The organism is Rhodococcus huquni (genome assembly GCF_055231055.1).
In genome coordinates this window covers 292,986-305,414 of sequence record NZ_JBUYWE010000005.1, presented here as the reverse complement: position 1 = coordinate 305,414, position 12,429 = coordinate 292,986, and the positions used below count along the sequence as shown (strand labels likewise).

The following is a 12,429-nucleotide window of genomic DNA, read 5'->3' as shown; positions in this document are numbered from 1 at the left end:
CTGCCGGTGGGTTCTCGCAGAACCCCACGATCAACCCCGCAAGCGCAATGGACATCTGCCCGGCATCCAATGCCGCCCCGATCGCGGGAAACCGCACCAACCCGGCACCCAAGGCGATCAACCGGCCCGCAGCACCGACCTCCAACAGAGTCGAATGCGCCAACCACAACTTCGCATTCCGATACCCCAACACTTCGACCCGGCAGCGGGAATCGACCTCCGCCACCAACCGGACCCGCCGCGCCTCCAACACCGCAATCTGCGATGACAACTCGAGCACCGACTCGCACAACACCCGATCCGCCAACCGCCACGCATCATCGGCTAACTGATCATCCACCCCTGTAAAAGCGTCCCCCGACCCCATACACAAAATCCTAGTTCGAACACCAGTTCGAGTCAACGGTTCGGCTGGCCCAACCCGATCGCGGGATAACCGACTCGCACTACCGCAGCGCCGGCACCACTTCCCGCTCGAACATCTCGATTCCGGTGGTGTCGTAGGCGGCCTCGGGGAAGTAGCAGATTCCGTATTCGAGTCCCAGATCCTTCAGTGCACCGAGTTTTTCGATGATCTGTTCCGGCGTTCCGACGCCGGGCATTCCGCGGAAGGCACCCAGGGATTCCTCTGCGGCCGCCTCACCCACGTGCGGAACGAGGCGGGCCTTCAGTGTCTGTAGGCGCTCTTCGACTTCGGCTTCCGTGGCACCGATCGCCACGTTGTAGTTGGCGGTCCGCACGATGGCGTCGAAATCGGTCCCGAGATTCTGGCAGTGCGACTTCAGCACCGCGGACTTGTGCGCGAACACGTCTGGCGTGCCGTCGAAGTTGGTGTAGTTCGCGTATTTCGCTGCGATCTTCAGCGTGACTTTCTCGCCGCCGCCCGCGATCCACAGCGGTATACCGCCTTCCTGCAACGGAAGTGGGCGCACGATCGCGTTGTCGACCTGATAGTGCTTGCCGTCGAGAGTCGCGGATCCGGTGCTCCACGCCTGACGCATGATTTGCACGCCCTCGTCGAGACGAGCAAGACGCTCGCCCGGCGGCGGAAACCCGTAACCGTATGCGCGCCATTCTTGTTCGTACCACCCCGCGCCGATACCCATTTCGACTCGACCTCCGGAGATCAGGTCTGTGGTCGCGGCAACCTTGGCGAGGTAGGCGGGATTGCGGTAGCTGATCGCAGTACACATCTGGCCGAGTCGCACAGTGCTGGTGGTGGCAGCGAGCGCCGACATCAGCGACCACGCCTCGTGGGTGGCCTCCTGCGTGGGTTTGGGGACTGTGTGAAAGTGGTCGTACACCCACACCGACTCCCACGGTCCCGACTCGGCTCGCAGTGCGAAATCCCGCATGAGGGGCCACTGGTCGGCGGGGTCGATGCCCACCAGGTCGAGACGCCAGCCTTGTGGAACGAAGAGTCCGAATCGCATAGTTGCGAGGCTACTCGCGACGCGCGCGTCAGGCGACGAACAGTGCGGCCAGAGCGTCACGTGCGATGAGAAACCCTGCGATTCCGATGACCCAGCCGACGGCGGTGTCCGCATACCGTGACAACAATCCGTCCAACCGTTCGAGCGGGCCGTCCAGCTTGCTTCCTGCTGCTCGGCGCGCCACGAGCAGCACCAATGCCGGCAGCACCATGATCGCGCAATAGCCGACGAGCAGCGGAACGGATGCAGCCAGAGCGAACCCGCCGGAGACGATCAGGGCGATCGCGGCCAGATAGGGCAGCATCGTCACCAGTTCCATGGCGCCGGCCGACATTGCCAACGTTGCCACCGAGGAAGTCGAACCCTCCTGCCGGAGAGCACGATTTCTCCAGGCCTGAGTCCTGTTCTCCTCCCCCGCCTCACGGCGCTTCTTCGAATCGAATCGGAAACTCCACACGAGAAGACCGATACCGAGCGCCGCTTGAACCACTCGAACCGGTGCGGACTCGAGCAATCCGGTGTCCACACCGGCCCCTGCCCGGGCGAGCAGGAGCAGCATCACCCCGACCACGAAGTAGAACGTTCCGATCACGCCCAGATAGGTGACGAGTCGACGAGTGGGTGGCCGCTTCGGAGACATCAGCATCCACACCGGGATGACGAGCGTGCCGATGCTCGTGCTGTCGAGCAGTGCCAGCGCCGCGAGTGAAACGAGAAGCACCGTGTCCATGTCAGCCCCGGGTTCGAGTCCGCCGCGAGTTCGCGAGATCTAGGATCCCGACGACCACCAGCACCACGCCGAGCGGGCCGCCACGGAACCAGAGGAATTCGGTATCGCGGGCAAACAGCCACAAGCCGGCGCCACCGAGAACGAGTAGCACTCCGATGAGGGATCCGAGACGTAAGTCCATGGAGTCAGACTGCAGGCGATCTCGTCCCCGCACATCGGCCGATACGGGTGCCAGGGCGTCATACTTCGGGATGACGTGCCCCCCGACCTGCTGTGCTGTGATGGAACGGTGGCAGCACGACCGAACCTTGCGCGTTGGATGGACCCGGCGCTGGCTCTGAGTGTGTTCGTCATCGGCTTGGTCCTGTACTTCGTCGAGCTGTACCAGCTGGGGACCGGGCCGACCGACCTCCCCCTCGGTGTCCGCGTAGCGCTGCTCGCCGTCATCTGCGCTGCGGATGTCTTCCGACGCAAACGGCCCGTTGCCGCGCTCGGCGTCGGCTGCATCGTGTTCGTTATAGACCTGCTCCTCGGGCCTACCGTTCCGATCTGGTTGGTCGTGTCGGACCTGGTTTACGCGGCCGCGCTCTACGGGACTGCACGGACCAGTCGCGCGGTCTGCTATCTGACTGCAATCGCAGTCGCGGTATTCGCGGCAGTGGTCTACGTCGCCACCGAAGACATTCGATTCGCAGCCGGGTCCGCACTGGTGACGGCTTTGTTCTTCGGGACACCGGTCTGGTGGGCCCTCGCCATCCGAAGACAGCTCGAAATCACCGCTGCGGAACGTGAACGTGCGAGCGCGCAGCAGGCCCTTGCTGCCGCCGACCGTGAGGCCGCGGTGGCGCACGAGCGGGCCACCATGGCACGCGATCTGCACGACGTGATCGCAAGCCACCTGTCGTCCATTGCGATTCATTCCGAGGCTGCGTTGTCGTTCGATTCCACGCGCGGGGACGAGAACCTGCGCACCGTGTTGAGCGCGATCAGGACGAGCAGTGTGGCAGGGTTGGCCGAGATGAGGTCGATGATCGAACTGCTGCGATCGGACCATGACGGTCTCTCGTCCGATCCTCGCGCGGCGCCACCGCGACTCACGGAGCTGTCCGTCGTGGTGGATGCGGCTCGCGCCACCGGGATCGATGTGGCGGCGCGAGTAGACGTCGACACCCTCGCTCTCCCAAGCATCGTCGACCACACCGCATATCGCATCGCGCAAGAAGCTCTCACCAACGCGATCAAGCACTCCCCCGGAACATCGATCGACCTGTCGGTACACATCGAGGGACCGGAACTGCATCTCGACGTGCGTAATCCTGCAGCGCCCGAGCCGGATTCACCGTCGCCCCTCGGCCACGGTCTGGCCAACATGCGCCACCGTGCGGAACTGTTGGGTGGATCACTCGACGCCTCTATCGTCGCGGGCTACTGGGTAGTGGGAGCACGACTTCCGCTCGACAACGTCGTCGCGGAAGGACGTGCCCACCGATGATCACCGTGGCAGTGGTCGACGATCACGCGGCGATTCGCTCCGGTCTGTCGATGATGATCGGCGCACACGACGACATCTGGATCGTCGCGGAGGCGGACAACGGAGATTCCGCTGTGACCATCACCCGTACACACGCTCCCGATGTCGTCCTCATGGACATCCGAATGCCCGGAACGGATGGAATCGAAGCAACCAGACGCATAGTCGAGTCCACCGACAGTCGGGTGCTGATCCTGACCACCTTCGATCTCGACGAGTACGTGTTCGCGGCGCTCCGTGCCGGCGCTGCGGGCTTTCTTCTCAAGACCGCCTCGGCCGACGAGTTGGTCGGGGCGATCCGCAGCGTCGCGGACGGTGACGCCGTTCTCGCTCCACAGGCTGCCCGTGCGGTGATCGGTCAGTTCGTTCGGACCGCGCCTCGGCGCGCGGAACCGCCGGGGTTCGCCGACCTCACGGAACGCGAACACGAAGTTCTGAGCCTGCTGGGCTCCGGACTCTCGAACGCCGAACTGTCGAAGATACTGGGGGTGAGCGCACCCACCGTGAAAACCCATGTCTCACGGGTGCTGTCGAAGCTGCAGCTCACGTCACGTGTTCAAGCCGCGATCCTCGCCCGCGAGCTCGGGCTGCTCTCAGGTGGCCAAGGCACATAGATCGGTATGTATCGGAACAGTATTCCGGCGCCCACGACCGACGCACCTCCCAACGCGAAGATCGCACCACCGAGTGGAACGGCGACCGCGAGCGTCCCGATTGCGAACGGTCCGGCGAACATCCCGGTGTCGTGTGTCAGCCTCCATGCCGCGAGGAACTCGGCGCGCGCGTCGGGTGGGGCTATGTCCGCACCCAACGTCATGATCACGCCGTTTCCCAGTCCGTTACCGAGGCCGAGAATCACGGCCACTGCGGCAAGGGAATACAGGTCGGTGGTGAACGGCAACAACAGATACGCGGAACCCATGATCACCAGCGAGGGCACGGCGACGAAGCGTCGTCCGTATCGGTCCATGAACTTGCCGGCCGGATACGAACACAGCACGTCCACCGCGGCGCCGACGCCGAACACCACACTGATCTGGGCTGCGTCGAGGCCGACGTGATACGCCCACAGCGGGAGCACGGCGTCTCGGGACGCACGCCCCGCGCCCATCAGCAGCGATCCGCTACCGAGGGTGAGAAGTACCCGCCGATGCATACGAAGTACCGACGGAAGCGACACGTGGCTGAGCCCGTCTGCACGCTTCCCTCGCGGCGCGTCCGCCACTCTCGACATCAACCAGCCGGCAATGGCGATGCCCAGGATCTGAACCACGAAGCCGCCCCGTGTACCCACGAGCGTGATCACGCCTGCCCCGAGAAGGGGCCCGATGAAGAAACCGAGCCTCCACATCGCCGCGAAGGACGACATCGCCCTGGCGCGCTGACCTGGAGGTACAACTTCGGCGAGATAGCTCTGCCGAGCCAGGCCCCACACCGCATTGGCAAGCCCCGTCAGCAGCGCGCCGAACCCGAGCATCCACGGCGCGTACGAGCACAGTGCGACGAGAACGCCCACCGCACCCAGCGCACTGCCGCCGATGATCGCTCGTCGTTCTCCGACACGAGCAACGATGCGTCCCGCTGGGAGGTCGCCCAGTACGGCACCCAGGCCAACGACTGCGACGATCAATCCTGCGGTGGACACGGAGGCGCCCAGCTCGCGCGCGGTGACGGCGATGACCGGAGCGCCGGCGCCCTGTCCTATGCCGAATATCGCCGCCGGTACGAAGACCGTCGGCACCAGAGCGCGAAGCGCGGACGGCTCAGCGGGCCGTCCGCGCTTCGTACTGCTATGTGGTGGCACGCCAGCGCGAGAGTCTGCGTTCGATCAAGACGAGGACCGCGTTGATGGTCAGCCCGAGAATCGAAATGGCGAGAATGCCGGCATACATGTTCGGAATCTGAAAGTTGAACTGGGAAGCTGTGATCAGGTAGCCGAGTCCGGCCTTCGCTCCCACCATCTCGGCGGCGATAAGTACCAGGATCGACGACGCCGCTGCCATACGAATGCCCGTGAAGATCGTGGGCACGGCGGCAGGAAGGACCACCTTCTGGAACAAGCGAATCGGCGACAATCCCAGCGACCAGGCCGATTTCACCAGGAGCGGGTCGACGGTGCGCACGCCCGAGATGGTGTTGAGCAGGATCGGGAAGGCGCAGGCGTAGATGACCAGTGCGATCTTCGATTCCTCGCCGATCCCGAGGATCAGCACGAATACCGGGAGCAGGGCGAGCGCCGCGGTGTTGCGGAACAGCTCGAGGATCGGATTGAGGAAGTCTGCGACGGGCCGGTACCAGGCGATTGCGATCCCCAGGGGTATGGCGATCACAATCGCAACCGAGAACCCGGCCAGTGCGCGAAAGAGACTCGCGGACACATGTTCCCACAGCTCACCGGACTGAGCGAGATCCAGGAACGCTCCCACCACAGTCGTGAAGGGCGGCAGAAATACTTCGTCGACGAGACCGACTCTCGGGGCCACCTCCCACAGTGCAAGGAAGGCAAAGATGGCGATGGAGGGCTTGAAGAACCGCCACGCGACCGGGCCGACCGCCCCTGCGATGCGTCGCACCACGCCCGGTTCTCGGTTCGAGCCGGGCGAAGGGGCAACGGGGATCTCCGCTCCGACGCCCGGCTGCAGTCCCGCCGCAGTCTCGGCCGGATCCGATTCCGCCGCAAGCTCTCGTGGTTGGGTGGCAACAGCGCTAGACATGGACGGACTCCTTCTCGATCACCTGAGCACGCTCGACCTCGCCGTGCAGCAGGGTCCAGATTCGGTGCCGGTACTTGCGGAACTCCTCGTTCGATCGAACGTCGTCCCCGGAACGATCGATGTCGATGTCTACGATCGTCTTCACTCGTCCAGGACGCGAGGTCAGGACGGCCACCCGCTGCCCGAGGTAGATCGCCTCGTCGATGCCGTGTGTGATGAACAGAATCGTCTTTCCCGTCGCCTTCCAGATGCGCAACAGCTCGTCCTGCAACGATTCCCGGGTCTGGGCGTCGAGAGCCGCGAACGGCTCGTCCATGAGAAGCACTTCGGGATCGAAGGCAAGGCTGCGGGCGATCGCAACGCGTTGCTTCATGCCGCCCGAAAGCTCGTGCGGATATCGGTCACCGAATCCCTGCAATCCCACCAATTCGAGGTAGTACTCGGCACGCTCACGCCGCTCCGCTTTGGGGAGCCCTTTCGCCTCCAACCCGAACTCGATGTTGTGACGGGCCGTGCGCCACGGCAGCAGTGCGTACTGCTGAAATACGATCCCCCGGTCCAAACCAGGCCCAGTGATCGGCTTGCCGTCGATGAATATCTCACCTGCTGTGGGCTTTCCGAGCCCACCCAGCAGATCGAGAAGCGTGGACTTGCCGCATCCGCTAGGACCGACGAGGACCAGAAATTCACCGTCTGCAAGATCGATACTGATGTCGTCGATGGCCGTGAACTCTTCCTTCGAGCCACGCACCGGGAACTGCTTGGTGACGTGTTCGAGCCTCAGCTTGGGCTGTGCGTTGGTGCTGGGTGTGCTCATTTGGTTCCCTCCAGTGCCTGGCCGTCGGCTCCGCTGTTCTCGGGGTAGGCGCCGTTGGCGTACGGGTTGAATTCGTTGGTGTAGACATCGCCGGCGTTGAGCTTCCCCGGTTCCACTTCGCCGTTCCGTTCGAGCCAGTCGATCCAGGTGGTGATCTCCTTGTCGGCGATCACCCCGCCTGGGCCGGCCACGCCGGGGCTCTTCCAGTAACCGACGAGATCGGTGTTCTCGTTCCGTCCACGCTTCTCGATGATCTGCCGGAAACGGTCGATCACCTGCTCGCGCGGGGTGGTCTGCGTCCACCTGATCGCGCGAGCGGTGCCCTGCACGAAGTCGGCCACCGCATCCTTGTTCTTCTCGATGAAGTCGTCCCGGAAGACGATGCTTCCGTAGGTGAATGCGCCGAACAGTGATTCATCGGTGAAGAGCGGGTGGATGCCGCCCCGCTCGACCGCGGTTTCACGGAACACGCTCCCGAGCGTGCTCACGTCGACCTGCCCTTGTCGTAGCACCTGCTCACCGTTCACGGGCGGTACGACGGTCAGCTCCACCTGCTCGATCTCCTCGGGAGTCAGCCCTTCCTGAGCCAGCCACTCTCGAACCAGGAACTCGTGATGCGCACCGAGAGTGTTCATCCCGACCTTCTTGCCGATCAGGTCACGCCCGGTTCGGATGGGGCTGCCATCCAAGACGTAGTACCCGTTGAACGTCTCCTTGTCCGATCCGTAGTAGCCGATCACCGACGTCACGGGCGAATGTGCCGCAGCAAGTTTCAATACCGCGCCGTTGAACGCACCACCGAAGTCGGTCTCCCCCGTCGCAGCATTCTGGATGCTCTGCGGCCCGCTGGTGCTGTCCCCCTTCCACTCGAGCTTCACCTTGTCGAAGTAGCCGAGATCCTCGGCAAGTTCGGGAAAGTTCACCTGCCCGGTCGTTCCTTCGTAGCGGAGGACGGTCCTACCGTCGGCGGTCTTGGTGGCTTCGGATGCCCCGGAGCAGGCGACGAGGCCGGTGGAGAGGGTGAGCACGGCCGCCACGGCGGCCAAGGGACGAGTGAATCGTGAGCGAATCATCGCGAACTTTCGGATAGGGGAACACCACCGGCGCAGCGCCGGGATCTCGGGCGCGCCGAAAGAAGTGAAAGGAAAAGTAGTGAGAGTTCGGGTCAGCCGAGACAGCTGAAACACTGGAACATGACTACTCCCTGGTCGACGTGCACTGCCCAACTCGAGGGCGTTGGAGAGACCATACGTTCGCACCCACCCCCACCGGCAATGGTTACGAACAGGGCCGATTTTATGTCGGGTCCAGACGTAGGATGAGGCCATGACTGTGCAGCTCGCGGACGAGTTCGAGACGCACCGGGGCCATCTGATGTCGGTGGCCTACCGCCTCACGGGCAGTGTGGGTGATGCCGAGGATGCCGTGCAGGAATCGTGGATTCGCCTCGATTCGTACGATTCCTCGCAAATTCGCGATCTGGGAGCCTGGCTCACCACAGTCGTCGGCAGAGTGTGTCTGGACCGTCTTCGTTCCGCAGCCGTGCGGAGAGAAACCTATGTCGGGCAATGGCTTCCAGAGCCCATTGTCACGGATATCCGCCCATCGGCAGAGCCGGATCCGTTGGACTACGTGGTCGGTCAGGAAGAGAACAGGCTTGCGGCACTCGTAGTACTGGATTCTCTGCCACCGCAGCAACGCGTCGCCGTCGTGCTGCACGACGGATTCTCGGTGCCGTTCTCCGAGATCGCGCGAATCCTCGACGTGGAAGTGGCCACGGCTCGCCAGTTCGCTTCGCGGGGCCGCAAGGCTGCGGCCACCGCCGCGCCCCCGGTTCCCGACGAGGAGCACGCGGCGGCCGTCACGCGGCTGATGGAAGCGATGGCAAGCGGGGACCTCGATGCCGTCGTGGCGGCACTGCATCCCGACGCCATTGTGATCGGCGACGCCAACGGAACCACCACCACCGCGGTCAACGTCATCACCGGCGCGGACAAGTTCGCGCGCTTCTTCCTTGGCCTCGTCAAGCGATACGGGCCCGGCGCTTTCAGCGGGCTCGAACCCGCACTGGTGAATGGCCAACTCGGGTTCTTCAACCACGGATTCCCCGGCGACGACACACACGACCGCAGTTACCCGGCCCGCGTCAACGGCTTCACAGTCCGCAACGGTCTCGTCTGCGCCGCCTACGACGTTGCAAATCCGGAGAAGTTCGGCGGCGTCCGCGTCAACCGGTGACGTTCTCCTCCGCCCACGGCACCCGGCACGCATCCGTGCTGAAGCCCTGGTCGGTGATACCGAGAGCCGAGTTCATCCGCGCCCGCATGTTCTCCAGACCGATCTGATAGGTCAGTTCGACGACGCCGTTGTTCCCGAAACGTCGCGCGAGATCGGCGACCTGCTCGTCGGTGACGCCGTTCTCGCCGTGCACGTCGCCCGTCATGGCGTCGGCGTACGCAATGGCCGCCTTCTCGTCGTCGGTGTACAGGCTCGACTCGGCATAGTTGCCGATCTCCTTCAGGCGTGCGACGTCGAGACCGTCGAGACGTTGCAGCATGGTGCCGAAGTCGACACACCACGAGCATCCGATGCTCCACGCAACTCGATACACGGCCAGCTCACGAACGCCGGCAGGCAGAGTCTTGGACGATTTCTCGGCCGCCAGTTCCTGCATCACGGACGTTGCGAACAACTTGGGATGATGGGCGACCACCGCGAACGGCTCGGGCACCTCCCCGAATTGTCGGGCGGCGAACTTGTATGCAATCTTCACCAGCGGGCCGGCCTCAGCGGGCGTCACGGCAGGTATCCGAGACATGTCGACCTCCTTCGTCGTTGTCAGGGGGCATGTCGGCCTCCTTCGTCGTTCGGGGCACGGTGTGCACCCCTTCACCACCTAGACGACGCTGCGCAGCCGAACGTGACACGACCGGGTCGAATCGGCCGCGAGATACCGACTACCCTGCAGTTATGCCCGAGGGAGCCCGAAACCGGACAGTCACGCGCCTACGGCCGTTCGCGTCCACGATCTTCGCGGAGATGACCGAACTCGCCATCCGCAACGACGCCGTCAACCTGGGGCAGGGGTTTCCGGACACCGACGGGCCGGAATCGATGCTCGAGGCGGCACGGCAGGCGATCACCGACGGAGTGAATCAGTACCCGCCCGGCGCGGGCATGAAGGTGCTGCGCGACGCGATCGCCACGGACCGCGCACGCCGATACGGCACCGAACTCGATCCCGAGTCGGAAGTGCTCGTCACCGTCGGTGCGACCGAAGCGATCAGCGCGACTCTGCTCGGCCTGGTCGAGCCCGGGGACGAAGTAGTTCTGATCGAACCCTTCTACGACTCGTACGCGGCCTCCGTCGCGCTCGCCGGCGCCACCCGGAGGACTGCGCCCCTCGTCCCATCCGGCACCGGCTTCCGTCTGGATGTCGACGCCCTTCGCGCCGCGATCACCGAGCGAACCACGATGCTCGTCGTCAACACACCACACAATCCGACCGGCACGGTATTCACAGCCGATGAAATTCGCAGCATCGCAGAGATCGCATGTGAACGCGATCTACTCGTTCTGAGCGACGAGGTATACGAGCATCTCGTGTTCGACGGCCGAGTTCACACGCCACTCGCATCGTTGCCGGGTATGTGGGAGCGAACGATCACCGTCTCCAGCGCGGCGAAGACGTTCAACGTCACGGGATGGAAGATCGGCTGGGCGTGCGGGCCGGCGAACCTGATCGCTGCCGTTCGCGCAGCCAAGCAGTACCTGTCGTTCGTCGGCGGCGCCCCATTTCAGCCCGCCGTCGCGCACGCTCTCCTGCGCGAGCAGGAATGGGTCCGATCGTCCAGCGCTCAGCTGCAGGACAAACGCGACGTACTCCACGGCGCACTCACCGAAGCGGGGTTCGACGTGTACTCGGGCGGGGGCACCTACTTCCTCTGCGCGGACATCACGTCGATCGGCGACCGTGACGGGGTGGAGTTCTGCCGCTCGCTGCCGGAGCGGATCGGCGTCGCCGCGGTACCCATCAGCGTGTTCACCGATCATCCTGACCAGTGGAACCACCTGGTGCGCTTCGCTTTCTGCAAGAAGGACGAAGTTCTGGACGAGGCCGCTCGGCGTCTGCGCACGCTCGGAACAACCGAACCTCGTCGAGAAGACACGACGTGAGCGCTCGAACCATACCTGCGGACTTCGTGCGGCGCGCCCTCGAATTGTCCGACCGCGGCGGAGCAGATCTCAAGCCGGCTCTGTCGGCGGCCGGTATCGGCGATGTCGCACTCGCGGATCCGCTGGCCCGTCTGACCCCCGCGCAAGTCACTGCATTCACGCAGGAGGTGTGGCGACTGACCGACGACGAATTGTTCGGATTGGGCCAGGCTCCGGTCCCCCGTGGCACGTTCAGACTGCTGTGCCTCGCCCTGATTCACAGCCCTGATCTGTCGGCGGCTCTGTATCGGCTGGCCGATCTCGTGCGTGCGTTACCGGCTCTCCCGCCGCTGCGAATCACCGCGGGCGAGCACGGCACCGTGATCACGGTTGCCACGGACTCGAGCAGCACGGCCGTGCCGGACGAAGCCGCGCGCATCGTCACGGACTTCATCCTCATTCTCCTGCACCGGTTCGCGGCATGGCTTGTCGGGAAGCGAGTTCGCCTCCTCGCCGTCGAGGTCCCCTACCCCACACCGATCGCTGCACTCGCCCAGAACTACGACCACATTTTCGGTGTTCCGGTAACGTTCGGCTGCCCGGCCCCGGCACTCGAATTCGACAACGCTGCGCTGCGGCTACCTGTGATCAGGACCGAAGAGGCACTCGAGGACTATCTTCGAGGGTCACCGAATCTCCTTCTTTCCGAACGTGATTACGATTCGGCCGCTTCTGCTCAGGTACGCAGAGCACTCGAACTCGGCGTCAAGGGACGTACCGCAACAGCCGAGGACATCGCGGACATGCTCTCCATCAGCGTTCCGCATCTGCGCCGACTGCTACGACAGGACGGCACCTCGCTCAACCAGCTCCGCGAAGAGGTTCTTCGCGATACTGCCGTTGCCGGCCTGCGACGCGGCGAAGCCGTGGAAGTACTGTCCGCCCGTCTCGGCTTCTCGGAACCGAGCGCATTCCGGCGTGCCTTCAAACGATGGACGGGTAACACTCCCAGCAGCTTTCGGCACTGAGCGCCTTTCCTCGAAGAGACG

Annotated in this window: 14 protein-coding genes; 5 read left to right on the top strand and 9 right to left on the bottom strand. The window is 64.0% G+C overall.

The window, feature by feature from the left end:
* The 4 genes from ACZI8R_RS12630 to ACZI8R_RS12615 form a co-directional block, all read right to left on the bottom strand.
* Window positions 1-367: DUF222 domain-containing protein (locus tag ACZI8R_RS12630; RefSeq protein ID WP_463379961.1), on the bottom strand; the 367-nt coding region annotated here is incomplete at its 3' end.
* 79 nt (window positions 368-446) lie between these two features.
* Window positions 447-1,433 (bottom strand): LLM class F420-dependent oxidoreductase, encoded by a 987-nt coding sequence (locus ACZI8R_RS12625; RefSeq protein WP_463379960.1) that lies wholly within the window; start codon window positions 1,431-1,433, stop codon window positions 447-449.
* 28 nt (window positions 1,434-1,461) lie between these two features.
* Window positions 1,462-2,163 (bottom strand): GAP family protein, encoded by a 702-nt coding sequence (locus ACZI8R_RS12620; protein WP_463379959.1) that lies wholly within the window; start codon window positions 2,161-2,163, stop codon window positions 1,462-1,464.
* A gap of 1 nt (window position 2,164) precedes the next feature.
* The gene (locus ACZI8R_RS12615; RefSeq protein ID WP_463379958.1) at window positions 2,165-2,344 is read right to left on the bottom strand and encodes a hypothetical protein; all 180 of its coding nucleotides are present in this window, start codon (window positions 2,342-2,344) and stop codon (window positions 2,165-2,167) included.
* 108 nt (window positions 2,345-2,452) lie between these two features.
* Here ACZI8R_RS12615 and ACZI8R_RS12610 point away from each other — a divergent pair, with 108 nt between their 5' ends.
* On the top strand, window positions 2,453-3,655 hold the full coding sequence (locus tag ACZI8R_RS12610; RefSeq protein ID WP_463379957.1) for a sensor histidine kinase: 1,203 nt from the start codon (window positions 2,453-2,455) through the stop codon (window positions 3,653-3,655).
* Complete coding sequence (locus ACZI8R_RS12605) at window positions 3,652-4,308, top strand: response regulator (RefSeq protein ID WP_463379956.1); 657 nt, start codon at window positions 3,652-3,654, stop codon at window positions 4,306-4,308. Before ACZI8R_RS12610 ends, ACZI8R_RS12605 begins: the two co-directional genes overlap by 4 nt.
* On the opposite strand, the gene ACZI8R_RS12600 is transcribed toward ACZI8R_RS12605, so the two are convergent.
* From ACZI8R_RS12600 to ACZI8R_RS12585, 4 genes are read right to left on the bottom strand one after another with little or no spacing between them, the layout of a single operon-like run.
* Entirely contained in the window at window positions 4,251-5,498 is a 1,248-nt protein-coding gene (locus tag ACZI8R_RS12600) for an MFS transporter (RefSeq protein WP_463379955.1), read from the bottom strand. The two genes, ACZI8R_RS12605 and ACZI8R_RS12600, sit on opposite strands and share 58 nt — an antisense overlap.
* Window positions 5,485-6,408: an ABC transporter permease gene (locus tag ACZI8R_RS12595; RefSeq protein ID WP_463379954.1), complete on the bottom strand. Its 924-nt coding sequence runs from the start codon at window positions 6,406-6,408 to the stop codon at window positions 5,485-5,487. Before ACZI8R_RS12595 ends, ACZI8R_RS12600 begins: the two co-directional genes overlap by 14 nt.
* Complete coding sequence (locus ACZI8R_RS12590; RefSeq protein WP_463379953.1) at window positions 6,401-7,225, bottom strand: ABC transporter ATP-binding protein; 825 nt, start codon at window positions 7,223-7,225, stop codon at window positions 6,401-6,403. Before ACZI8R_RS12590 ends, ACZI8R_RS12595 begins: the two co-directional genes overlap by 8 nt.
* Window positions 7,222-8,298, bottom strand: a complete 1,077-nt coding sequence (locus ACZI8R_RS12585; RefSeq protein WP_463379952.1) for an ABC transporter substrate-binding protein — start codon at window positions 8,296-8,298, stop codon at window positions 7,222-7,224. The genes ACZI8R_RS12590 and ACZI8R_RS12585 overlap by 4 nt, the downstream gene beginning before the upstream one ends.
* Window positions 8,299-8,551: 253 nt before the next feature.
* Between ACZI8R_RS12585 and ACZI8R_RS12580 the strand changes: the two genes are divergently transcribed.
* On the top strand, window positions 8,552-9,463 hold the full coding sequence (locus ACZI8R_RS12580) for a sigma-70 family RNA polymerase sigma factor (RefSeq protein ID WP_463379951.1): 912 nt from the start codon (window positions 8,552-8,554) through the stop codon (window positions 9,461-9,463).
* Here ACZI8R_RS12580 and ACZI8R_RS12575 read toward each other — a convergent pair.
* Window positions 9,453-10,043: a carboxymuconolactone decarboxylase family protein gene (locus ACZI8R_RS12575; protein WP_463379950.1), complete on the bottom strand. Its 591-nt coding sequence runs from the start codon at window positions 10,041-10,043 to the stop codon at window positions 9,453-9,455. The genes ACZI8R_RS12580 and ACZI8R_RS12575 overlap by 11 nt on opposite strands.
* Before the next feature lie 152 nt (window positions 10,044-10,195).
* Here ACZI8R_RS12575 and ACZI8R_RS12570 point away from each other — a divergent pair, with 152 nt between their 5' ends.
* Together ACZI8R_RS12570 and ACZI8R_RS12565 are read left to right on the top strand one after the other, a co-directional pair.
* Complete coding sequence (locus tag ACZI8R_RS12570; protein WP_463379949.1) at window positions 10,196-11,401, top strand: pyridoxal phosphate-dependent aminotransferase; 1,206 nt, start codon at window positions 10,196-10,198, stop codon at window positions 11,399-11,401.
* On the top strand, window positions 11,398-12,408 hold the full coding sequence (locus ACZI8R_RS12565; RefSeq protein ID WP_463379948.1) for an AraC family transcriptional regulator: 1,011 nt from the start codon (window positions 11,398-11,400) through the stop codon (window positions 12,406-12,408). Before ACZI8R_RS12570 ends, ACZI8R_RS12565 begins: the two co-directional genes overlap by 4 nt.
* Window positions 12,409-12,429: the final 21 nt, after the last annotated feature.

Coding starts and splice junctions, on each gene's coding strand:
- ACZI8R_RS12580 (WP_463379951.1), top strand. CDS start 8,552: ATGACTGTGCAGCTCGCGGACGAGTTCGAGACGCACCGGGGCCATCTG.
- ACZI8R_RS12625 (WP_463379960.1), bottom strand. CDS start 1,433: ATGCGATTCGGACTCTTCGTTCCACAAGGCTGGCGTCTCGACCTGGTG.
- ACZI8R_RS12585 (WP_463379952.1), bottom strand. CDS start 8,298: ATGATTCGCTCACGATTCACTCGTCCCTTGGCCGCCGTGGCGGCCGTG.
- ACZI8R_RS12595 (WP_463379954.1), bottom strand. CDS start 6,408: ATGTCTAGCGCTGTTGCCACCCAACCACGAGAGCTTGCGGCGGAATCG.
- ACZI8R_RS12575 (WP_463379950.1), bottom strand. CDS start 10,043: ATGTCTCGGATACCTGCCGTGACGCCCGCTGAGGCCGGCCCGCTGGTG.
- ACZI8R_RS12570 (WP_463379949.1), top strand. CDS start 10,196: ATGCCCGAGGGAGCCCGAAACCGGACAGTCACGCGCCTACGGCCGTTC.
- ACZI8R_RS12620 (WP_463379959.1), bottom strand. CDS start 2,163: ATGGACACGGTGCTTCTCGTTTCACTCGCGGCGCTGGCACTGCTCGAC.
- ACZI8R_RS12590 (WP_463379953.1), bottom strand. CDS start 7,225: ATGAGCACACCCAGCACCAACGCACAGCCCAAGCTGAGGCTCGAACAC.
- ACZI8R_RS12615 (WP_463379958.1), bottom strand. CDS start 2,344: ATGGACTTACGTCTCGGATCCCTCATCGGAGTGCTACTCGTTCTCGGT.
- ACZI8R_RS12605 (WP_463379956.1), top strand. CDS start 3,652: ATGATCACCGTGGCAGTGGTCGACGATCACGCGGCGATTCGCTCCGGT.